Raw genomic sequence first — 21495 nt, 5'->3', positions numbered from 1 at the left:
TGGGAAAACTGTTTTCAGAAAAAGCTGGATTATCACCATGTCGCGAAGCGACTAGCGTTCGGCCACAGGGAGGACGACATTCATGAGGACGCGCGCTGCCGTTGCGTTTGAAGCCAAGAAGCCGCTTGAGATTGTCGAGATCGACCTTGATGGGCCAAGGTTCGGTGAGGTTCTGGTGGAGATCATGGCAACAGGGATCTGCCATACTGATGCCTATACGCTCGATGGTTTCGACAGCGAAGGTATCTTTCCGTCCGTCCTGGGACATGAGGGCGCTGGAGTTGTCCGGGAGATCGGACCAGGAGTGAGCTCGGTCAAACCGGGTGATCACGTGATCCCGCTTTACACGCCCGAGTGCCGTCAGTGCAAGTCGTGCCTGTCGGGCAAGACCAATCTCTGCACCGCCATCCGTGATACGCAAGGTAAGGGAGTGATGCCGGACGGAACGTCGCGCTTCAGCCACAAGGGCAAGACGATCTTCCACTACATGGGCTGCTCGACGTTCTCCAATTTCACCGTCTTGCCGGAGATCGCAGTTGCCAAAATTCGTGAAGACGCGCCATTCGACAAGAGCTGCTACATCGGCTGCGGCGTCACCACGGGCATCGGCGCGGTGGTCAACACCGCCAAAGTCACGCCTGGCGCCAATGTAGTGGTGTTCGGGCTTGGCGGAATCGGACTTAACGTGATCCAGGGCGCCAGGATGGTGGGCGCCGACAAGATCATTGGGGTTGATCTCAACGACGCCAAGGAGGAATGGGGGCGCCACTTTGGCATGACGCATTTCGTTAATCCATCCAAAGTCGGTGGCGATATCGTTCAGCATCTGGTGACGCTTACCGATGGCGGCGCCGACTACACCTTCGACTGCACCGGCAACACGACCGTGATGCGCCAGGCACTCGAGGCGTGCCATCGCGGTTGGGGCGTCTCCGTCGTGATCGGCGTGGCGGAATCCGGCAAGGAAATCGCCACACGGCCGTTCCAGCTGGTGACCGGCCGGATCTGGAAGGGCACCGCGTTCGGCGGCGCGCGGGGCCGCACCGACGTGCCGAAGATCGTCGACTGGTACATGAACGGAAAGATCCAGATCGATCCGATGATCACCCATGTGCTCAAGCTGGAGGAGATCAACAAGGGATTCGATCTGATGCACGAAGGCAAGTCGATCCGCTCGGTCGTCATATTCTAAAGCAAAAACGCCAAACACTAGGAGGACAGACCTATGACTGCTCATATTCATCCATCGGTTGACAACGGAATAAAGAAAGGCTCCGGGCACTTTGCCGGCGGAACCTTGGCCTGCAAATGCAAGGACAGACCGGTCAACGTCGGCATCAAGGGCGACGTCGCCCATAATCATGCCTGCGGCTGCACCAAGTGCTGGAAGGCCGCCGGCGCGATCTTCTCGGTGGTCGCGGTGGTGCCGCGCGAGAACGTGACCGTGCTCGAGAATGGCGACAAGCTGCACGTTGTCGACGTCTCGGCGGCGATTCAGCGCCACGCCTGCAAGGTCTGCGGCACGCATATGTATGGCCGCATCGAGAATAAAGGCCATCCCTTCTATGGCCTCGACTTCATCCACCCCGAACTTTTCCAGGAAGCCGGCTCGGCAGCCCCGGGGTTTGCCGCGTTTGTGTCGTCCGTAATCGAGTCTGGCGTCGCCCCATCGGCGATGGCGGGCATTCGATCGCGTCTCAAGGAACTCGGGCTTGAGCCTTATGATTGTTTGTCTCCGGCGCTGATGGATGCGATCGCGACCCACGTCGCGAAATCGAAGGCGGCCTGAAACCCCAGCGAAAATGGCGCAGCTTGCGTGACACAAGCTGCGCCTGTTGCTGTTTAACAATCACGGTGCCTTCCATGTTGCCCAGAACTTCCGGGACTTCGATAAATATGGTGATCGAAACCATGTCGCTCTTTCAGTCGCACAGCGGAATGCAGGGCGTATATCTTCCGTCAATAGCCGGGGTGGATCGTCCTGCACGTATAACGTAATTATCGATAGTATCGCCGTTCCTCTGACCGGCAATCCCGGCGAACCGGCGTTCAAGAACACGCTCGGCGCGGGCGATCGCAATACCCTAGCACTGGCTTTCTTTTTTGCATCCCTTGATCGGGATGCGCACCTCGCGCAAAAAATTGTCGTGATCGATGATCCAATGACGAGTTTAGACGAAAGCCGATCACTGACCACAGTGCAGGAGTTGCGCCGCCAGGGTGGGGCAAGTTATCGTGCTCTCCCACTCGCGACCCTTTTTATGCACTGTGTGGGAGAAGGCTGATCGAGTTTTCCCGTGCAGCCATAAAGGTCATCAGCGAAAACGATGGATCGAGCCTAGTTGCTTGGAACGTGCAGCAGGACTCGATTACCGAGCACGATAAGCGGCATGCCAAGGTGGTCGCATACATCGCTTCGAACAACGCCGCCGACGAGCGCGAAGCTGCTGCATCGCTCCGGCCACTTCTCGAAGCCTTTATGCGGGTGGCATATCCGCAGGAGTTTCCGCCCGACACATTGCTCGGCCCCTTCCTCGGCCTATGCAGGCAGCGTCTCGGCAAGCCAGATGAGATATTGGCGGCGACGGACTCCGCAGAACTACAGGATTTGCTCGAATATGCGAACAAGTTCCATCACGACACCAATGCCGCCTATAAGACCGAAATCATCAACGATCAGCAGCTGCAGCAGTTTTGCCAACGCTCTATCAGGTTAACTCCCGACGATAAGATAGGGCGTAGCAATACATTCTGAACTAGATGCCGGTCCCAACTGTCCGCCGGTAGGAACGCGGCCTTCTCTCTATGTCAAACGGCATCAACGCAATCCAAAGCTTTGAGTACCAGGCCACGGTCATCTTGGATCGCCTCTTCGACCATTTCGATCGCAATGGTCCGGCTGCGCGCGTGCGTCCAGAAGGCATCGAGGACCTCGATCTCTACTGGACGGTAGGTGCGATCGAACGACGTCACTACTTGCAGATAAAGAAGCCGAGAGAAGATAACGACGGTCATCTTAAGCCGAAACCCTGGACGCTGTCTGAGGCAGTTACCGAGCTGCTGCCGAGCACAATCAGAAATCTGCGTGGCAACCAATTCGAGCAGACCTGGCTCATCGGAGACGCCGTCTCCGATGAGCTGCGGTCCCTTCTTGATGGTGGGGTCGATGCCCCAGCCGTCGCCGCGGAAGCCTATTGGACTGCAGTGCATCTGCTTGTGCGCAATGAAATAATAGACGGCGAGAAACACCGCGCGCCGGTCTGGCTTGTGTGATTCGGGCTGCACGTGCGTCCCCTCTTTAGCAGCTTGCACGCCGTGCCTTGCGAGACCGCGCCAAGCTTTCCTTGAAGAGCTTTTCTGGGGCGTCGTCGGGTAACCCGAGATATCCTGCTGTTGCTCGCGGGATTGCGCCGCCGTAACTCAAGCCCTTGGCGGCGATAGAATCAGCGTTTGTGTCGCCGTAGATCAGATTGTGCGAGTAGCCGTCGTGCGGCAAACAAGCCGATCGGAAGCGTACGGCGTACGCCGTGTCATCCACCCGTGACGGCGAGCACCGTTTTCTTGACCTTCGTGACCGCGTAATTCTCGATCTGCTCTAGATCGAGATGCGGCAAGTTCGGCACTTCGTCCGGCGCTACGAACACATCGATGATGGCCGGATTATGTAGCTGGAAGTCCGGTGGCAATTATAATGCTTCCTTACATATCTCACTGGCCGATTGGTTTATTGTGGTTGCCAGTTCGTCGACGACGGGCTGCACTGCATCACCTTGTGTAAGGCTCACTTGCCCAGGGAGCGAAGTCCGGCGCGGATTTCGCTCACGAGCTCTTCGGGTTTTTCCAAAGCTGCGAAATGTCCGCCGGACGGCATCGCGGTGTACTGAACGACGTTGTAACCGCGCTTCGCCGCGCTTAGCGGTGGGTTGGAGATCGGATAATCACCCGGAAAGATAGTGATTGCGGTCGGCGTCTTCACGTACCTAGTGAAAAAAAAGGCCATTTCACCTTAAGCAGGTTCAAGTCCAATGTCTTGAAAGAAACGGACACGATATGGATCCAATCGATGGCGAACCGTCCGCCCACGTGTTGCTGCGATCGATTCCAGTTAAAGCCAGACGCGCTGCAGACCCAACTGAGTGGACGAAGAATGCTGCGGCGTTGCAGACGCCGGCAGTATGAATGCTGTTCAGGACCTCTCTGCAAGAGTTTCACTTCCGCAACCGGGCGATCCCGTCATTATCGTGGCAGCCGTGGGTGGAGGAGACGGGCAGTGAGATTTTGCGTGATGTCGATCGCAGCTGTCAAAGGCAATGCTATCGGGGCCGTCATGGCGTCGACACTGTTCGTGACGTCCGCGATGCAGGACGGTCCGGTCAAGCTCGGGGTCCTGACCGACATGTCCTCGCTTTACGCCGATAATGGCGGCCAGGGATCGGTGGTTGCGGCGCAGATGGCCGTTGACGACTTCAAGGGCAAGGTACTGGGTCGTACCGTTCAGGTTGCCGGCGACCATCAGAATAAGGCAGATGTGGGATCGATGATCGTGCGGCGTTGGCTGGAGAATGAGGGCGTCGAGGAGATCCTCGACGCGCCGAATTCCGCCGTTGCTTTGGCGGTGCAAGGCATCATGCGAGACAAGAAGAGGCTGTTTCTCGCCACAGGCGCCGCGACGTCTCGCCTGACCGGAGATCAATGCTCGATGACGGGCATTCACTGGACCTATGATACCTACGCACTGTCTCAGGGTACAACCAGGGCGATCTCGCGTCTCGGCGCAAAGACATGGTTCTTCCTCTCGGCCGATTACTCTCTCGGCTCGCAGCTTGAGGCCGATAGCCGCAAGGTCATCGACGCGACGGGCGGCAAGGTCGTCGGCGCAGTGAAGCATCCGATCAACACGTCTGAGTTCTCCTCGTTCCTGCTGCAGGCGCAATCCTCCAAGGCGCAGCGCATATCCATAAGTGCAGGATTCAACCAGCAGTCCGCTGCTTGATAAGACCGAATGCAATCAGGTCGCATTACGTTGTCGATTGGGCCAATGCTTAATGACATTGCTACCCGACACTTGGCCGAAATTGCGCCAAGTTTGTCCGATCGCGACGTTTAGGATTTCTGTTGTCAGAGAGGCGAACTCGACGCAATGCAAAACGACGCGGGTAGAAAGGGATTGTGATGAGTTTCAAGTTTGGATCAGGTGACGCGGCTGATCGTAGCACATCCGAGTTGCCGTCTGAGGTGTGGCGCTGGGATGCTAAGGACGTTGCTGATCAGATACGTGCTGGCACAATCTCATGCTCTGAAGTTGCCGCAAGCTATTTGAAACGTATCTCTCAGGTGAATCCGAAGTTGAACGCCATTGTTCATCTGGACGAGGAGCGCGTTCTCCGAGCTGCCAAGCAGGCTGACGAAACGCTAAAGCGTCAAGGCGCGGTCGGGCCGTTGCACGGTGTTCCAGTCACGATCAAGCTCAACGTTGATGTAAAAGGTGAGGCGACGACGAACGGAGTCGTTGCCAATAAGGCGCTTATCGCTCCCGAAGACAGCGCTGTGGTCACCAATCTTCGTAGGTCTGGAGCCATCATTCTGGGCCGTACCAATGTGCCATCTTTCTCGTACCGATGGTTTACGGAAAATCCGCTCTACGGGCGAACGCTTAACGTTTGGAGTGATGAGATTACAAGCGGTGGATCCAGTGGCGGCGCCGCGGTATCCGTTGCGGCCGGAATGTGCCCACTTGCACATGGCACCGATATCGCAGGGTCAATTCGCTATCCCGCCTATGTTTGTGGTGTGGCTGGCCTCAGACCGACACCGGGGCGAGTTCCGGCGTATTCATCGACGGTGTCGTTGCGTGCATTCGGTTTGCAGACGATGTCCGCGCAAGGACCGATTGCTCGATCCGTTGGTGATCTCCGTCTGTCGCTGAAGGAGATGGCGCAGCGGGATACGCGTGATCCCATGTGGGTCGATGCTCGGCTCGAATATGAAGATGACGACAAGCCGGTCCGAGTCGCTCTTGTTGACGATATGGACGGAGTTGTCATCGCACCTGAAATCAGGGATGCGCTGGTGCGGGCCGCTGGATGGCTTTCAAATGCCGGCTATTTTGTCGAACGCGTCCGCCCACCGTCGATCGTTGATGTAGCTCAGATGTGGCTTTCGTGTGCGAGAACGGAAGCAGAGACTGGCATGCTCGCGGCAGTCGAGGCGACAGGCGATCCGATCATCATGAAATCAGTTCATGATTTGTTTGGCTTGGCAAAACCTTTGGATGCTAGTGGATACGTGAATTTGATGAAGACGCGGGATGTGATGCGGCGTGAGTGGAATGAGTTATTTGCTCGCTTTCCATTAGTGCTGATGCCGACATCGTGTCAGCTTCCGTTTCAATGGGGTGAAGATTTGCAAGGGCCAAACCGATACGAACGGATGGTGTCGGAGCAGAGCCCTCTGATGGCAACGGCTGCACTTAGTCTTCCCGGCTTGAGTGTGCCGGTTGGACTTGTGAATGATATTCCGGTCGGCGTTCAACTCGTCGCTGAGAGTTTTAGGGAGTTTCGTATGCTGGCTGCTGGCGAGGTCATCGAGCGGGCAGCTTCCATGCCCAGGAGTTATGACCGGATCTTCGACATCAAGTGACGATTTCAATCTGACCCTCGGACGTTAAGAGAGCGACATGTTGAATAAGGAAGTTCCTAGCAGCCAACCTTCCCGTGTAGATGTGGCAAAGGTAATCGACGAGGCAAGCTTTGGAGGATTCCATCTCCGGACTGCACTCCTGCTATTCGCGATTATGTTGCTTGACGGATTTGATACTCAAATCATTGCGTTTGTCGCTCCGGCCATTGGCAAGGAATTGCATATTCCTCCTACAAGTTTTGGAATTATCTTTTCGGCTGGCCTCTTTGGGGCGGCATGCGGGGCCTTCGTTCTAGGGAGGTTGGCCGACCGAATTGGCAGAAGAGTTGTCCTTCTTGCATGTATATTTGGATTTGCGCTCGCAACTCTCGCTTGCGCCTATGCGAAGTCGTACGAGCTTTTGGTTGCCTTGCGGGTATTGGGAGGGATCGGGTTGGGGGGGGCCATGCCAAACCTGTTTGCATTGGCTTCGGAATATTCGCCTGCCAAATACCGTATAACGGTTGTAACGATGACTTTATGGGGGATTCCGCTTGGCGGTGTTCTGGGCGGGTTCCTAACGGCTGCGCTTATTCAGGACTTTGGCTGGCCCATAGCTTTCTGGATTGGTGGTGTTGTGCCGCTCTTTTTGTTGCTGATTTTCTACTTCGTGGTGCCGGAATCGGTTCGATTCCTCACTCTTCAGGGGCGCTCTCCCGAAGTAGTCGCTCGGACCTTGAATAAAATCGTTTCGGGCAACCAGTTTGCACCGACGGACAAATTTGTGCTCCAGGAAACCAAGGTATCGTCCGCTCGAATATCGGATCTTTTTAGTCGTGAATTCAGGGCTGGAACGGTGCTTCTCAGTCTGACGCTGTTTTTCAGTTTCGTGATTGTTTTCCTGCTGACAAGCTGGATCCCGTTAGTGTTGACAAATTCGGGGCTGCCCATCGAGCGAGCGGTGATGGGTACCGTTGTCTTTAATATCTCGGGAATTGTCGGAAGCTTGATCGTGTCTTGGATTGTGCAGCGCGTGAACCCATTGCCGATCATATGTGGGGGTTACTTCATCGGTGCGTGTGCTGTCGTTGCGATTGGGCTCGTTCCTGCGCAGGCCACTCCTTTAATGATTTGCATTTTTCTTGGTGGCTTCTTTATTGTGGGAGTGCACCTTTCGATCGTTGGCTATATCGCCGCGTTTTATCCCACCCAAATTCGCGCCACGGGCATTGGATTTACGCAATCCATCAGCAGAATCGGCTCGTTCATCGGTCCAATGCTGGGTGGATTACTGATCTCATTCAACCTGTCGCACGATCATCTCTTTCAATGGATCGCTCTGCCTTCTGTGATTGCTGCGATAACGGTATTTGCGTTGGAAAAGAGTCAGTCCGGCAAGGTTGCCTAACGCTGGCGCAATGCCGCGCCGGTAAGCTCGTTGCAGCGAGAGGCGGCTTCGTGCCATCGCAGCCTCCAATCACCACATTTCGACGCCGAGTCGACACATCGCCCAACGCATATCATCAGGAGGCTGCTTCGTGAATGCCGCGCCCATGAGCTACGCCGACTATTACCGCTCTATATAGCCGTTCAAGCAAGAGCACAGATCTGCTGGTGGACTGAAGCTGTTCCGTGCGCCGCGGCACCTAGCCGGTGAGTACGTGGAATCTGCCCATGGAGTATCGCTTCAGATTAGCCGCGCGTCTCGGCCCGGTCGGTCTGTCATCGATCTCGGCGCAGGCCGTTTCACCGCCGATCTGTCCGCACCAAACTATCTAGTCGCGCCTCCCGATCATGCCTGCACGTATAACCTCACCTCCGACATCGATCTTCTCGTCGTTGAATTTTCGTCCAAGATTTTTTGGGATGATCCCTGGCGCCTCCAAGACTGCGGACCGCTCTATCATGGCGCGCGCTATGACACGTTGCCGCTTCTGCTCGCCGAGCAACTTTGGGAACTAAGCGCGCATGGATTGACGCAGTTGGAGGCCGACAGTCTTGGCATGGCGCTCGCGACCTTGCTCGCGCGAGCCTCGCAGCCTGCGTTCGGCATGAAACCGGCGAAAGGCGGGCTAATACCGAAAGAGTTGAAGCTCCTTACTGAGTACATGAAGGGCCAACTCGCGAGTGACTTGTCGCTCGCCGAGCTTGCTGCACTTGTTTCTCGCTCTCCTTATCATTTCGCACGCGCCTTCAAGGTCAGCACGGGAGTTCCGCCCTGTCCTCGCGTTCGCCTTAACGCTCGTTGTTGCGGTCGTTCTGCGCGCGTTTACTTTAGTGTCTGCCGAAGAGTGGCGAAACCGAGTGCGTATCCTTTTTCGAGCGGTATCGGCAAGCATTCTGGTCATTGTTTCGGGAGCCATGATTTGGCTCATGATCATGCCGCGCGCCGATCAGCCGATGCTTGACCTCCTGGAGTGGGCTAGTGGCATCGGTCCCGAGGCGTTCTTGACGCCGATCGAGCGAGCGGTCTATGCGGATGCCGCGAGGGACGCCGGCCTTCGGCAATCGCAGGCAACGGAGCTGACCAACTTAGAGCGGCAGTCGCGCTGGCAGGGAGCGGAGCTTTCCGACGAGGCAGTGCGACGCCTCAGCACTTTCCAGCAAGCCTTCAATGAGATGGCTCGCGGTGAGGAGTTCGTGCTCAAGTCGCTGTCTGCACGCGCCCGCGAGCGCGAGCGCTGGGACGTCGGGGCGCCCCTGCTTACGGTAGCCGTTTTGGGCCTTCTGGTCCTGCTGCCGGGTAAATGGGCCGCTGGCCGGTGCGGACCACGCCCGGCGCAATCGGCCTGATCCTCGTCCGCGTTACCCTTACGCCTCGGACGCCGAGATATGGAGCAGACTAGACACTAGATACCTCTATGTATCTTCCTAGGAAGATTAGCGTCCTTTCCCTTGTTTGCGGCAGCTTTCGGATATCGGCGCGCCGAAAGTACCACCTTTAAGCGGTCCATAGTTTCCCCGAGCACGGTGGGGGAGCAGGCCGAATATCCGAGCACCAGGCCTGGATGACCGCGCCGAATGCGGAAGGATGCGAGAGGGGCGGTCTCCACGCCGACCCGTCTCGTCATTTCGGAAAAGGCGACGTCGTCGACGCCTTCCTCGAAGAGGGCAGTCAGATGCGTGCCGCCCGCTGCCTCGATCGGTTGGAGTCGACCATTGGTCCTGTCGGCGATCGCGGCGACAAGATCTAGTCGGCGTTTGCGATACAGAGCCCTCATCTTCCCGAGATGGCGGTCGAAGGATCCCTCTTCGATGAAACGACGCACCGCATCCTGCATAAAATACGGTTGGTGGCCGTCCATGACCTGACGCATCTCGGAGAAGCGCCCCACCAACGCGGGCGGTATGACGGCGTACCCGATGCGTAGGGAGGGAAACAGCACCTTGCTGAACGTCCCGATGTAGACAACCCTCTCGTCGCTCATGGTGCCAGCCAACGAATCGGGAGGCTTACCGGCGAAATGGAATTCCGTGTCGTAGTCGTCTTCGACTATCCACGCCCTCGATGATCGGGCCCAGTCCAGCAACTGCCGGCGCCTTTCGTCGCTCATCGACATTCCCAATGGGAATTGATGTGCCGGGGTCACCACCGCCAGCTTGGCATCCGGCCACAGATCGGTCCCGGCCTTCACCATCATGCCATCGGCATCGATGGGAACGGGGCGCGCTGCCATGCCGTTGAGCCGGAGGGTGTCCCTAGTGGGACCATGTCCAGGATCCTCAACCCATACCTGATCTCCGTGCTGGAGCAGCGAGCGGATGACGAGGTTCAGCCCCGCCTGGTAGCCAGGAACAACCACGATCTGGTCGACGTCGCATCGCAAGCCCCGTCTAGTGAGAAGGTAGGCGGCAAGCAGCCGACGGAGACCAATGTGTCCGGAGGTGTCCTGATAGGCCAGGTCGCCAACGGTCTGTGCGCGGGCGCTTCGGTTGACCGTTGCGTTCCAAGCGCGCATCGGGAAGTTCAGGTAGGCTGGCACCCCGACCTTGAACGGCGCATGCTGTGGCACGGACGTCGAAGGGTCGTGCGAGAATGGAACCTGATCGAGTTCGCGATGCTCGAAGTCGAAGCGCCGTTCGGACAGCGGCCTCACCGTGGTCCCGCCGCCAATCTGCGCTTCGATGAGTCCTTCTGTATCGAGAAGTTCGTAGGCAGTTACGATAGTGTTTCGGGACACGTTCAACTCGGCGGCCAGACTCCTCGTCGAGGGAAGTCTGGCGCCAGGCTGAATCTGTCCCGACAAGATCGCGTGTTTCAGCCGCTCGAACAGCTGGCGGTGCAAGTGCGTTCTTACGCCGACCGGAGCTCTTAGTGAATAGAGGAGCGAGGCCCGCGAGAGTCCCCCGGCTCGTGTCGATAAATGTCCCCTCGCGCGATCCAAAGTGGCCTCCTCGAGAGATCGGGAATTGGTACTTCACCACCTTGAAATTGAAACCGCAACAGGGCGAGGAGTGGATTCACGAAATCAAGTACGACGTATATCGCGTCCCGGTGCCCGTTGAAAAGGGCGTGTGAGGATCTTTACCCGCCGGCCACGATTGGAAAAACGCCTCCATCTCATGCGTGCGCCACCAACACGTCAGCTGCAAACGCAATCATCGACGGCGAGCTGGTGGTCGTTCAGTGAACTGCAAGCCGATCTCGGTTCAGGCAAGCAGCGCCGGCTCGCCTTTTATGCCTTCGATCTTCTCTAAGTCGACGGCTCGATTTGAGGAGCTCACTGCAGCTCGATCGTAAGCTGGCGTTAAAACAAGTCTTCGATCGAGCTAAGCTCAAGTCCCCGATCATCTATCGACGCCTGCTCACTGATGCTCAGCGGATGTTGAACACACCTGCAGTCTGATTTGGGAAGGCATCATCTCAAAACGCGCAGACGCGCCGTATCACTCAGACCGCAACGAAGGTTGGCTCAAGATCGAATGCTCGCAGCGCGGCAAGTTTCCGGTGGTTGGCTTCGTCAAAGAGCTCGGTGGGATCGCTGCGCGTTACCTCGGAAAGCGCGAGGGCGGTGAGCTGACCTATGTAGGCAAGGTAGGCACTGACTTCGCAACGCCGCATCGGCGGACATGCGCCGACGTCTTGAGCTCTGGTGACGCCAGAACAGAAGCTGACACGCACAACAAGAAAACCAAAGGCCACCTGGGTCCGTCCCGAAGTCTTGGGCTGAGGTCGAATACCGAGACATCACCTCAGACGGACAGCAACGTCAGACCGGCAGGCCCATCCCCACCTTCGGCACGCGCGTTCTTCAGCGCTCAAGCCACATCATCGTCGCCATCACGTCCTTACTAATGTCCGGGAAAAAATCCGAGCGGTAATCGCGCGGGAGAGGAAGTCTTCAATCGGCGCCCGTTTTTCCGCTGTATCCCTGGTCTCGACCTCGTTTCTCCTGCGAGCAATCGCTCCACCCTTTCCCGCGCTCTGCGGCTAACCGGTCGCGCTGTGCAGAGGCCCCGTATGGGCATTTGATTGCGTAAAAGGCTAGATTGGCGCGCGACTTTGCAAGCCAATACCAACCGCTGTGTGGGACGTTCCAGTTGCTTTTAAGGACAAAGCTTTTAACTTGTAAGTGGTAGGGGAACTAGATGCAGGCAGCTCTCGACCATCTCGTGGTCAACGTGCGGGACAAGATGGACGAGGCGGCCATGCGCTATCGAAAGCTCGGCTTCCACCTTCCTCCTGAGGGCCGGCATTCGCTTGGGTCGAATAACCACGTCATGGTGTTCGAGACCGAGTATCTCGAGCTGATGGGCCTGCCGCCTGAAGTTGCGGCGAGAGGCGGAGGGCCGGACATCACGCGCGACCCGGTCGGTCTCGCGGCCTGCGCGCTGACCACCGTTGACGCGGGGGCGACCCACCGGGACCTCCAGGCGCTCGGCATTTCCGCGAAGGAGCCTGCTTCCTTCTCCCGGCCGGTGGACCTCGGGGAGGTGACGCGCGAAGCGGCATTTACCATCACCCGCATCGACCCGGCCGAGACGCCGGCCGGCCGGGTCTTCTTCTGTCAGCATCACACCCGCGATCTCGTCTGGCGCCCGGAATGGCAGACGCATCCGAACGGCGCCCTCGGGATCGCGGAAGTTGACGCAGTCGTGCCTGAGCCCGCGGAGTCCGCAGTCTTCTACGAAACCCTTCTCGGTCGCGACGCGGTGCAACGAACGGCGGGTTCGGTCCACGTCACCCTCGGATCAGTGACGCTGCGGCTGATGACCAGGGCCGAGCTGTCGGCCTTGTACGGAGTGGGCTCGGCTCCGAACGACAGCAGGCCGGCCTACCTGGCCGCGGTGACGCTAAAGGTCGCCGACGTGGATAAGACGGCGACCTATCTCAACAGCAAGGCTATCGTCTACGCAGTCGCGGACAGGGCAGTGGTCGTGCCGGCCCACGAATGCATGAACATGATCGTGCGGTTCCGGAACGATCCAGAACCGAGGTCGCCTCACCCGTGAACTTCGTCCATCTCGTGGACCGCGTTTGGGCGGCTTAGCCGGCGCTGGTCGAGGTAGGCGAGCCAGCCTCCTCTCGCGCACCTTAGCCCTCCGGGAATTTGCGCGAGCAACCGCCGACGGCCTCGCCCACACCGGCGACGTGCTGCGACCGACGAGGGGTACTTCGATTTCGTCGGCCGGACCGACGACATGTAAGGTCTTCCGGCACACGGTCGAGTTCATCCTCGAACGTCATCCCGCCATACGCAAGATCGTGCGTCGCTTCCGTCCCAAACCCCAATCAAGCGCGCTAAGCCGGTCGCCTTCGTTGCGCATCTTGCGGCGATCAGCGCCGCCTACGCTTCAACGTGAGGCGATCATGCTCTAGGAGGCGATCCGCCGTCACGCGATGTCGCACGGTCCGCCTTCCAGCATCCCTAGCTCGTCTTCGTTCCGTAGAAGGCACGCGGTAAACCGTGGAGAGTTTTGGGTACGTGCTATCGCCAAAAGGCGAAACCGACGGAGCGCAAGCTCATTGTTTGATAGCGTCATAAATCGAAATCAGCTTCTAAGGCATCGGAAGAATATAGGGCAATTTGGCACCCAGCTGTCTAACGTCTTGTGTAGGGTCGTTACCGGGATTGTAGATCTCTGACGCGGGGGTTCAGCGGTTCGCGACGTTTTGGTATGCCGCGTGACTTTTCTGAAGAAGCAGGCGAATGGCGTTGAATCTTACAGCGACTCTATCATGTCGTGATAAATGCGAGGGAGAGATGGATGAGCCTGCCGACTTCTATCGCCGCCTTGGTTTCACGCTCGCGGAACGAGGCTATTTCGGTTCGATCAATCATCTAGCGTTGTTAGGCGCCGACCCTCTGGAGTTGATCGGCATCCCTAACGGCGCGCCGGCCGGCCGAATCGGACTGCTGGAGGTCTCAAGGGCCTCGTGTTTGGCCTTGTGCTCGCGCGTAACGCTATGAACATGGCTCTGGAGTTTGTCGAATGATGGAAATCGATCGGGACAATCAGGGCGCCGCGATCTCTGGTGCGGTGCCGGAGGACAGTCTGGCGCTTATCGATGTCGGCGGGAACGGCGAGGGGCGACGTTACAATTATGGCGAACTAATACGACTGAGCGGTGGGTTCGCGAGAGGTTTGCTCAAACGTGGTTTACAACGCGGCGACGCTGTTGCCATTTTCTCCGCCAACCGCGCGGAATTTCTTATTGCGTTCCTCGGTACTTTGCAGGCTGGACTAATTGCCGTCCCGGTGAATTGGAAACTGCCGAGTGATACAATCGCGTTCATTCTAGACGATTGCCAGGCGAAGCTCGTTGTTGGAGATGACGAGCGCCTGAGATTGTCGCCTCGGCATCTACCACGCGTCTCCTTCGACTCAGCATTTCCCCAGTTTCTGGACAATGGTCCATTCGTCGCCGTGAAGATGCAGCCGGATCATCCGGCGATGTTCTTATATACATCTGGTTCGACCGGCCGCCCAAAGGGCGTGGTGTTATCACACTACTCGCACTTATGGTGCATGCATCAACGCAAGCGCGGGCCTGTCCCTCACGGGCAACGATCGTTGGTTGCCGCCCCCCTCTATCATATGAACGCGTTAGCGGTTTGTCAGAACGCGTTTAATCAAGGGGATACGATCATTCTGTTGCCGAGTTTTACGACCAAAGGTTTCGTCGAAGCTGCCGCAGAATACCGAGCCGACATCCTAACAGCCGTGCCAACAATGATCGCGATGATCATGCGCGAAAAGGACTTGTTGGCCAACAACGATCTTTCAGCCGTGAAAGCCGTCAGGATGGGTTCGGCGCCCCTAACCCAATCGCTGATAGATCGCGTTCGCGAGGTGTTTCCTCGCGCGTTGATCGTCAACGGATATGGGACCACGGAAGCTGGTCCTATCGTTTTTGGTCCGCATCCAGGCGGGCTCCCTCAGCCGCCGCTATCTACCGGTTATCCACATCCAGCGGTTCATCTCCGACTTACTCGCGATGGTCAGAGCGTTTCTGACGAAGGCGTCCTAGAGATGAAATGTCCGGCGGTCATGACCCGCTATCACAATTTGCCTGACGCAACAGCAAAGGTAATCACCGCGGACGGCTACTATCGTACTGGCGACGTCTTTCGGCGAGATGAAAATGGTTTCTTTTTCTTCGTAGGGCGTGCCGACGATATGTTCGTTTGCGGTGGTGAGAATATCTATCCCGGTGAGGTCGAGAAGATGCTCGAGCGCCATCCGGGTATCCACCAGGCGGCCATTTTGCCTGTCGCTGATGAATTAAGAGGCTTCAAGCCGATCGCGTTCGTCGTCCGGAGCCCGGCCTCCGAGATCAATGATGATGACGTAAAACAGTATGCGCTTGAGAATGCGCCAGCCTACCAGCATCCCCGTCGTGTCATATTCGTCGACGAGATGCCGCTAGCCGGAACTAATAAAATCGATAAGCGCGTACTAGCCGCAAAGATTACCCCTGAGGAGATGTCTTGATGAAAGCCGCAGTCGTTCGCGAGCATGGTGGCTCTGACAAACTTAATTTTGAAACTGACTTTCCCGACCCGATACCACGGGAAGGCGATGTGATTGTTGCTGTGAAGGCGTCGTCGTTGAATCATCATGACGTATTCACGCGAAGAGGTATGCCCGGCATTAAAATTCCCATGCCGGCCATCATGGGTCTGGACGTCGCGGGCGAAATCGCGGAAGTGGGGCCGAGGGTTATCGGGTGGAAGAAGGGAGATCGCGTCCTTGTCGATCCGATCAACCGTGTGGAAGGCGGATTGTTGGGGGAAACCGTGCATGGCGGCCTGGCAGAGCTTTGCCGGGTGCCTGCGCATCAATTGATCCGCGTTCCTGATGGCGTCAGCTTTCCAGATGCCGCGGGTCTACCCGTAGCTTATGGCACCGCCCTACGCATGATGAACACTATCGGTCAGGTTGCAAATGGCGAAAGGGTCCTCATCCTAGGCGCTTCCGGTGGCGTTGGCGTTTGCTGCTTGCAGCTTGCCAAGCTCGCGGGGGCGCACGTTGTAGCGTGCGCGGGCACCGACGCCAAGGCAAAGCGCTTGATGGAAATAGGGGCTGATAAGACCATCAATTATACGACGCATGATTTCAAAGAAGAAATCTACAAGATGTATGGCAAGCCGACCCGTCGGGGGACGGATCGAGGAGTTGATGTCGTCGTCAACTACACCGGCGGTGACACGTGGGTAAAATCTTTGAAGGTTTTGAAGGTTGGCGGACGGATGCTCACTTGCGGCGCTACTGCCGGCTTCGATCCGAAAGAGGATATTCGGTACATCTGGACCTTCGAATTGAAGGTGATGGGATCCAACTCGTGGGCTCGATCCGACATCGAGAAGTTGCTTGAGCTGGTGGAGGTCGGCAAGCTTAAGGTGATTGTCGATAAAGTATTCCCTTTAAAGGAAGCTCGCGAAGCTCTCAGGGTCCTCGAGGACCGCGAATCTTTCGGTAAAGTCGTGGTGGCACCATGATTAACGCGACCAACACCCTCGGGGCCGACGATATCCAGAATATGCTTCGTCAGTCGCCATTCATTGCGTTCCTTGGCCTAACGGTCGAACAAATTGATCCCAGAAACGAAACGATCATTATGGAATGCGCCATGCGGCCGGAGTTCGAGCGCGGCAAAGGCTCAGGTCAATGGCACGGCGGTCCGATTGCAGCAGTCATCGACACGGTTGGCGATTACGCTCTTGTCATGGCACTGAGGCGACCACTACCTACCATCAATTTCCGCGTCGACTATTTACGGCCAGCGGTCAATACGAAGCTCGTCGCGAAAGCTACGGTGCGGCGTAACGGAGCAACCGTGGGGGTCGTGGATGTCGATGTTCGGAACGAACAAGGGCAATTACTCGCCATCGGCCGGGCAACGTACGCTACAGCATCCGCTTCAACATCATTGAGTAACGTCGGCTAGCGTTATGCCAAGCCGCTTGCGTAAGGACATTGGTCGCATTGCGCCGGGCGTCCTGCTGTGCTCGACGATCGCTCTCGTGGCGGCCGCCGTCCAGACGGCAGAGGAACATGTTTTCGGCTACCCGTATGTCGAAGGGCTCGTGGCGGCGATAATTCGCGGCGTAGGCATTCGCACGGTGTGGTACCTGGGTCAGCGATGGCGACCATGCATTCCGTTCAGCGGGACACTTTTCGGAAGCAATATTGCTCATACGCGCAATTCGAAACGTATTCCTTGTCGAACGGATTGCGGTGTAACGATGGTTCCAGCGCGCCGAAACCGTAATGCAACGCCGCGTCGACAAGTGCTTGAGACGGTATTGTCATAGCACCGCGGCCCGTGAGTACCTCGTCCTCATAACGCGCACCGGCGGTCAAACCAAATCCGCGGAGCCATTTTAGAAGATTACGCAGTTGGAGGGTTATGCGATGAACGCGGTGAGTCACGAGCTGGAGATACCCACAGACTCGTTTGCGGGGTTCACAGAAGCGCTTATGGAGGGCGACCATCTTTCTCGTCTCTCCGCGGATCTAATTGGCGGTGACGCGAAGGTCATTGGTCCTTTTGGGCCTAAGACGTTGGTGTACGCTGATTACGTAGCATCTGGCCGAGCGATGTATTCGGTCGAGCGCTTCGTGATGGAACGCGTTCTACCCTATTATGCTAACAGCCACACAGAGGCGTCGTACTGCGGGGGTGCGATGACGCGCCTGCGCCGCGCTGCCCGTAGTGCAATTGCGAAATGCTGTGGGGCTGATGAAGATTGCGCGGTGATTTTTTCCGGATCGGGTGCCACGTCCGGCTTAAATCGTCTGGTTCATTTGCTGGGAGTGCACGACAGTGTTCGCGCCGGCATAATTCCCCGGATTATTATCGGCCCATACGAACACCATTCAAATATTCTACCCTGGCGCGAGAGTGGCGCAGAGATTGTCGAGATTGAAGAGGCTGCAGTGGGGGGGGCAAGTATCACCCACTTGGAATCGGCGCTTCGTAGCGCGAAGGGACGATCAGTAATCTGCGCGTTTTCCGCCGCTTCTAACGTAACGGGAATTATCGCGGACGTGACCGGTATAACGAAGCGGGTTAAGGAAGCGGGTGCCAAGATCATCTGGGACTACGCTGGCGCAGGCCCTTATCTGCCGATTTCGATGAATCCTCCGAATGGATCGCTCATTGACGCCATAGTCGTCTCTCCTCACAAGTTCATAGGCGGGCCAGCAGCTTCTGGCGTACTCATTGTTCGCCGTAGTGCGGTGGTTGCTACCAAGCCTACGTGGCCCGGCGGAGGTACCGTAAAATTTGTTACGCCAAAGGCACACGACTATAGCGACGCGTTAGAGGTACGTGAGGAAGGGGGAACGCCTAATGTGGTCGGGGATATTCGTGCAGCGCTTGCGTTCCTCGTAAAGGAAGCGATCGGTGAGCGGGCGATGTCGGATCGTAATGTGGCGCTTCGCTCCCGCGCATTACTTTCGTGGAGTAAAGTTGACCGGATCGAGCTTCTCGGCAACTTGCAGGCCAAGAGTCTCCCCATTTTCTCGTTCCGAATAAAGGACGGGAAGGGCGGTTATGTTCATCAGCAACTTATAACTCGCCTACTTAGCGACCGGTACGGAATTCAGGCGCGCGGTGGGTGTGCATGTGCCGGACCTTACGTGCATAGGCTCCTGAATATCGATGAAGTGTCGTCGGATGCATTGCGAGTTGCGATTGCTGAGGGCGAGGAGATTCGAAAACCAGGCTTCACTCGCCTAAATTTGAGTGTTCTGCTTAGCGACGAGAAAGTGCAGTATATTCTGGATTCTGTTTCAGCGCTGGCGAATGATGCTGTCGGGCTGTCGGGCAGATATGCCGTCGATTTACGCAGGGCTATCTTTTTTCCGCGCGAGGAGTCCGTCCTATCCGACATTCAATGACATCCAATTCAAGATCGGGACGCGAGTGAGCTGCAACACCCAAGGTCCAATATGATTGAATCCAAGCCTGGAAGGCCGCAGGTCGAGGCGTTTTTCGATCCGAAGACATCGACGCCGTCTGTCCAGCGGAACGCACGTTTTTAAGCGTGTATTGTTCTGTGTAATGTTCGTTGTAGCAATTTGCGTTATTTATCGGAGTGGGCAGTCGATCTAAGTTTAAGGAAACGGTAGTTCGCACTGGAGCGGATTGTGTCGTCAGTCAATCCGATGAATCGTGTAAAGTGTAATCGGGTTCTCATCAGCGCTTATAAGCGTTGAAGGAGCGGGGCTGACATTTGGTCGTCGGACATACCCGTGAAATGCTGAAGGAGAACTCCAGCGGTTAGCGCCAATCTTTAACCCTGCTGCGCATTCCGTATGGCGCCGCAGTGAAAGAGGTGGCCGCGGTCCGACGAACCGCGGCCCAAGTTGGGAGGATACAGCTAGGCCAACAGAGCCTCTGGTGTCCGATATGGCAGGTTGAGGCTTTTTGCGACTGCAGCACAGGTTAGCTGTCCTCGGCGGACGTTCAGGCCAGCACGCAAATGTTCATTGTCTAGTATTGCTGCGAAGCCCCTATTCGCCAAAGCAAGACCAAACGGAAGCGTCGCATTGTTCAAAGCGATGCTGGAGGTTAGTGGAACAGCGCCCGGCATGTTCGCCACACAATAGTGAATTATGCCGTCTACTTCGTAAGTTGGATCGTCGTGCGTAGTTGCGCGAGAGGTTTCGAAACATCCTCCCTGGTCAATGGCGACATCAACGAGAACAGAACCTCGCCGCATGCTTGATAGCATTGCCCGACTTACGAGTTTGGGCGCGCTTGATCCGGGCAGCAAGACTGCACCAATCACAACGTCTGAATCTAGGACCTCATCTTCGACAGCCTGAATAGATGAGAAGCGAGTTTTTACCCGCCCTTGGAACAATTCATCAAGTGCGCGAAGACGGGGAATGGAGCGGTCTAGGATGGTGACATCCGCACCAAGTCCAACAGCCATACGGGCCGCGTGAGTACCGACAACGCCACCGCCCAAAACCAGGACTTTGGCTGGCTTGACGCCGGGTACGCCTCCAAGGAGAAGGCCACGACCGCCCGCGTGACGCTTCAGTGCTACACCCGCGGCCTCTATTGACAATCGGCCCGCTACCTCGCTCATTGGAGCCAACAAGGGAAGGCCGCCTCGTTCGTCCGTGACAGTCTCGTAAGCCACTGCCGTACAACCCGACTCGAGCAGACCGCGTGTTTGATCCGGATCGGGTGCCAAATGCAAATACGTAAAGAGAATTTGATCTCGCCTGAGCTTTGTCCACTCCTGCGGTTGCGGCTCCTTCACCTTGACGATCATGTCTGCCGTTGCGAACACCTCGGCTGCACTCTCCACGCACCCGGCGCCGGCGGCATTGTAAGTAGCGTCAGTCGCACCAATGCCGCTACCGCAACTGTTTTCCACAATAACAGTGTGGCCCGCAGCAGCATATTCCCTGACCGCATCTGGCGTTAGGCCTACTCGGTACTCATGCCTCTTAATCTCTCGTGGGACGCCGACAATCATTTGGTTGCTCCATGTTGAACACCTCTATTGTTCACACGGTTGTCTAGGGCGGTTCCTGCAAATATCGGCGGTGATCAAGCGTCGTTTGCTGGGAAGCGGCGCGGAATGCAGAGATGACGCAGGAATCCGACAAAACGATTAAGAGAGAATCGCGTTTGCAGTGATGCTCAATGATTGTTTGAGAAGGCCTCTGCAAGGTCTGCAATCAACTTGGACGAGGTATCGAAAATCTTAGATCATTTGTGATAAATTTCGGATTTGTAGATTACCTGACAGCAAATCGACCGAAAACGTCCAAAGGAAGGTGCGGATTTGGTTGCTTCCTACGAGTATTCTCCCCTAACTACAGTATCGACACGACAGCATGTCGGCCCAAAAAGCGTCATTGAGTGGAACGAGACGCTAGTCGCCAACTAGAGCAGACGTGGAAATGCTTCGCTTTATCACGCTGCGCATCACAAAGCTGGACTGCAGTCTTATGACACCCGGCAGGCGCGATAGGTATTGGTTATGGACGCGTTCATAGTCCTCCATGTCCCGAACCAGTACTTGAACGAGATAGTCATGGCTGCCGGACATTAGATGACATGATGTGACGTCGGGACAGTTCCTTACCGCTCTCTCGAATGCTGCAAGCGCGTTCTCGTTCTGATGATCGAGGGAGATGTGTACGATCGCTTGCATGCGATAGCCGAGAAGAGAGGGATCTATGTCCGCTGAGTATCCGTAGATAATCCCGATCTTCTCCAGGTGCTGTAGACGACGTGCACAGGCAGTTGAAGAAAGCCCGACGCGTTCCGATAAGATTACGTGACTAATTCTTGCGTCGTGTGAGAGTTCACGCAGTATTTTGTAGTCAATCGGATCAAGATCGGTGGGCATCAAAACTCTCGGGGTGAACAACTTGAATCAAGCGTCTGGCGAGCTCGTA

21 protein-coding genes are annotated in these 21495 nt (G+C 56.6%); 14 read left to right on the top strand and 7 right to left on the bottom strand.

What is annotated here, in order from left to right:
* The first annotated feature begins 82 nt into the window (after window positions 1-82).
* The 4 genes from V1283_RS28545 to V1283_RS28530 all read left to right on the top strand — a co-directional run bounded on the left by V1283_RS28545 (window position 83) and on the right by V1283_RS28530 (window position 2755).
* The gene (locus tag V1283_RS28545; protein ID WP_334389932.1) at window positions 83-1192 is read left to right on the top strand and encodes an S-(hydroxymethyl)glutathione dehydrogenase/class III alcohol dehydrogenase; all 1110 of its coding nucleotides are present in this window, start codon (window positions 83-85) and stop codon (window positions 1190-1192) included.
* Between the two features lie 33 nt (window positions 1193-1225).
* Window positions 1226-1789: an S-(hydroxymethyl)glutathione synthase gene (gene gfa, locus V1283_RS28540; RefSeq protein ID WP_334389929.1), complete on the top strand. Its 564-nt coding sequence runs from the start codon at window positions 1226-1228 to the stop codon at window positions 1787-1789.
* A 46-nt stretch (window positions 1790-1835) separates the two neighbouring features.
* The gene (locus tag V1283_RS28535) at window positions 1836-2285 is read left to right on the top strand and encodes a hypothetical protein (protein ID WP_334389928.1); all 450 of its coding nucleotides are present in this window, start codon (window positions 1836-1838) and stop codon (window positions 2283-2285) included.
* Window positions 2286-2353: 68 nt separating this feature from the next.
* Entirely contained in the window at window positions 2354-2755 is a 402-nt protein-coding gene (locus V1283_RS28530; RefSeq protein ID WP_334389927.1) for a hypothetical protein, read from the top strand.
* A 53-nt stretch (window positions 2756-2808) separates the two neighbouring features.
* Here the strand turns inward: V1283_RS28530 and V1283_RS28525 are convergent, their stop codons facing one another.
* From V1283_RS28525 to V1283_RS28515, 3 genes are all read right to left on the bottom strand, one after another.
* Entirely contained in the window at window positions 2809-3285 is a 477-nt protein-coding gene (locus tag V1283_RS28525) for a hypothetical protein (protein WP_334389926.1), read from the bottom strand.
* Between the two features lie 245 nt (window positions 3286-3530).
* Complete coding sequence (locus V1283_RS28520) at window positions 3531-3686, bottom strand: hypothetical protein (RefSeq protein WP_334389924.1); 156 nt, start codon at window positions 3684-3686, stop codon at window positions 3531-3533.
* Window positions 3687-3781: 95 nt separating this feature from the next.
* Window positions 3782-4000 (bottom strand): hypothetical protein, encoded by a 219-nt coding sequence (locus V1283_RS28515; protein ID WP_334389923.1) that lies wholly within the window; start codon window positions 3998-4000, stop codon window positions 3782-3784.
* Between the two features lie 285 nt (window positions 4001-4285).
* Here V1283_RS28515 and V1283_RS28510 point away from each other — a divergent pair, with 285 nt between their 5' ends.
* The 5 genes from V1283_RS28510 (at window position 4286) to V1283_RS28490 (ending at window position 9411) form a co-directional block, all read left to right on the top strand.
* Complete coding sequence (locus tag V1283_RS28510; protein ID WP_334389922.1) at window positions 4286-4993, top strand: ABC transporter substrate-binding protein; 708 nt, start codon at window positions 4286-4288, stop codon at window positions 4991-4993.
* Between the two features lie 179 nt (window positions 4994-5172).
* The gene (locus V1283_RS28505) at window positions 5173-6639 is read left to right on the top strand and encodes an amidase family protein (protein ID WP_334389921.1); all 1467 of its coding nucleotides are present in this window, start codon (window positions 5173-5175) and stop codon (window positions 6637-6639) included.
* Between the two features lie 37 nt (window positions 6640-6676).
* Complete coding sequence (locus tag V1283_RS28500; protein ID WP_334389920.1) at window positions 6677-8026, top strand: MFS transporter; 1350 nt, start codon at window positions 6677-6679, stop codon at window positions 8024-8026.
* 253 nt (window positions 8027-8279) lie between these two features.
* The gene (locus V1283_RS28495; RefSeq protein WP_334389919.1) at window positions 8280-9026 is read left to right on the top strand and encodes a hypothetical protein; all 747 of its coding nucleotides are present in this window, start codon (window positions 8280-8282) and stop codon (window positions 9024-9026) included.
* Window positions 8992-9411, top strand: coding sequence for a hypothetical protein (locus V1283_RS28490; RefSeq protein ID WP_334389918.1), 420 nt, complete (start codon window positions 8992-8994; stop codon window positions 9409-9411). The genes V1283_RS28495 and V1283_RS28490 overlap by 35 nt, the downstream gene beginning before the upstream one ends.
* A 56-nt stretch (window positions 9412-9467) precedes the next feature.
* On the opposite strand, the gene pdxR is transcribed toward V1283_RS28490, so the two are convergent.
* Window positions 9468-10904 (bottom strand): MocR-like pyridoxine biosynthesis transcription factor PdxR, encoded by a 1437-nt coding sequence (pdxR, locus tag V1283_RS28485; RefSeq protein WP_334389917.1) that lies wholly within the window; start codon window positions 10902-10904, stop codon window positions 9468-9470.
* 605 nt (window positions 10905-11509) lie between these two features.
* Complete coding sequence (locus V1283_RS28480) at window positions 11510-11761, bottom strand: hypothetical protein (RefSeq protein ID WP_334389916.1); 252 nt, start codon at window positions 11759-11761, stop codon at window positions 11510-11512.
* A gap of 446 nt (window positions 11762-12207) precedes the next feature.
* On the opposite strand from V1283_RS28480, the gene V1283_RS28475 reads away from it, so the two are divergent.
* From V1283_RS28475 to V1283_RS28455, 5 genes are all read left to right on the top strand, one after another.
* Window positions 12208-13071, top strand: a complete 864-nt coding sequence (locus tag V1283_RS28475; protein WP_334389914.1) for a VOC family protein — start codon at window positions 12208-12210, stop codon at window positions 13069-13071.
* Between the two features lie 981 nt (window positions 13072-14052).
* Window positions 14053-15555 carry a class I adenylate-forming enzyme family protein gene (locus V1283_RS28470; protein ID WP_334389912.1) on the top strand — a complete coding sequence of 501 codons (1503 nt, stop codon included), beginning with the start codon at window positions 14053-14055 and terminating at the stop codon, window positions 15553-15555.
* Entirely contained in the window at window positions 15555-16562 is a 1008-nt protein-coding gene (locus V1283_RS28465; protein ID WP_334389911.1) for a zinc-binding dehydrogenase, read from the top strand. The genes V1283_RS28470 and V1283_RS28465 overlap by 1 nt, the downstream gene beginning before the upstream one ends.
* A complete protein-coding gene (locus V1283_RS28460; protein WP_334389910.1) occupies window positions 16559-17011 on the top strand; it encodes a PaaI family thioesterase in 453 nt (150 codons plus the stop codon). Before V1283_RS28465 ends, V1283_RS28460 begins: the two co-directional genes overlap by 4 nt.
* A gap of 467 nt (window positions 17012-17478) precedes the next feature.
* On the top strand, window positions 17479-18969 hold the full coding sequence (locus V1283_RS28455) for an aminotransferase class V-fold PLP-dependent enzyme (protein ID WP_442895787.1): 1491 nt from the start codon (window positions 17479-17481) through the stop codon (window positions 18967-18969).
* 482 nt (window positions 18970-19451) lie between these two features.
* Here the strand turns inward: V1283_RS28455 and ald are convergent, their stop codons facing one another.
* Together ald and V1283_RS28445 are read right to left on the bottom strand one after the other, a co-directional pair.
* On the bottom strand, window positions 19452-20564 hold the full coding sequence (ald, locus tag V1283_RS28450) for an alanine dehydrogenase (RefSeq protein WP_334389909.1): 1113 nt from the start codon (window positions 20562-20564) through the stop codon (window positions 19452-19454).
* Window positions 20565-20966: 402 nt separating this feature from the next.
* Window positions 20967-21446 (bottom strand): Lrp/AsnC family transcriptional regulator, encoded by a 480-nt coding sequence (locus V1283_RS28445; RefSeq protein ID WP_334389908.1) that lies wholly within the window; start codon window positions 21444-21446, stop codon window positions 20967-20969.
* Window positions 21447-21495: the final 49 nt, after the last annotated feature.

This window comes from Bradyrhizobium sp. AZCC 2262, assembly GCF_036924535.1.
Classification (GTDB): domain Bacteria; phylum Pseudomonadota; class Alphaproteobacteria; order Rhizobiales; family Xanthobacteraceae; genus Bradyrhizobium.
This window is presented reverse-complemented; position numbering and strand designations above follow the sequence as displayed.

What these genes read in the sequence shown, in the direction of transcription:
- V1283_RS28545 (WP_334389932.1), top strand. Translation starts at nt 83, where the DNA reads ATGAGGACGCGCGCTGCCGTTGCGTTTGAAGCCAAGAAGCCGCTTGAG.
- gfa (WP_334389929.1), top strand. Translation starts at nt 1,226, where the DNA reads ATGACTGCTCATATTCATCCATCGGTTGACAACGGAATAAAGAAAGGC.
- V1283_RS28515 (WP_334389923.1), bottom strand. Translation starts at nt 4,000, where the DNA reads ATGGCCTTTTTTTTCACTAGGTACGTGAAGACGCCGACCGCAATCACT.
- V1283_RS28510 (WP_334389922.1), top strand. Translation starts at nt 4,286, where the DNA reads ATGTCGATCGCAGCTGTCAAAGGCAATGCTATCGGGGCCGTCATGGCG.
- V1283_RS28505 (WP_334389921.1), top strand. Translation starts at nt 5,173, where the DNA reads ATGAGTTTCAAGTTTGGATCAGGTGACGCGGCTGATCGTAGCACATCC.
- V1283_RS28500 (WP_334389920.1), top strand. Translation starts at nt 6,677, where the DNA reads ATGTTGAATAAGGAAGTTCCTAGCAGCCAACCTTCCCGTGTAGATGTG.
- V1283_RS28490 (WP_334389918.1), top strand. Translation starts at nt 8,992, where the DNA reads ATGATCATGCCGCGCGCCGATCAGCCGATGCTTGACCTCCTGGAGTGG.
- V1283_RS28475 (WP_334389914.1), top strand. Translation starts at nt 12,208, where the DNA reads ATGCAGGCAGCTCTCGACCATCTCGTGGTCAACGTGCGGGACAAGATG.
- V1283_RS28470 (WP_334389912.1), top strand. Translation starts at nt 14,053, where the DNA reads ATGATGGAAATCGATCGGGACAATCAGGGCGCCGCGATCTCTGGTGCG.
- V1283_RS28465 (WP_334389911.1), top strand. Translation starts at nt 15,555, where the DNA reads ATGAAAGCCGCAGTCGTTCGCGAGCATGGTGGCTCTGACAAACTTAAT.
- V1283_RS28460 (WP_334389910.1), top strand. Translation starts at nt 16,559, where the DNA reads ATGATTAACGCGACCAACACCCTCGGGGCCGACGATATCCAGAATATG.
- V1283_RS28455 (WP_442895787.1), top strand. Translation starts at nt 17,479, where the DNA reads ATGAACGCGGTGAGTCACGAGCTGGAGATACCCACAGACTCGTTTGCG.
- ald (WP_334389909.1), bottom strand. Translation starts at nt 20,564, where the DNA reads ATGATTGTCGGCGTCCCACGAGAGATTAAGAGGCATGAGTACCGAGTA.
- V1283_RS28445 (WP_334389908.1), bottom strand. Translation starts at nt 21,446, where the DNA reads ATGCCCACCGATCTTGATCCGATTGACTACAAAATACTGCGTGAACTC.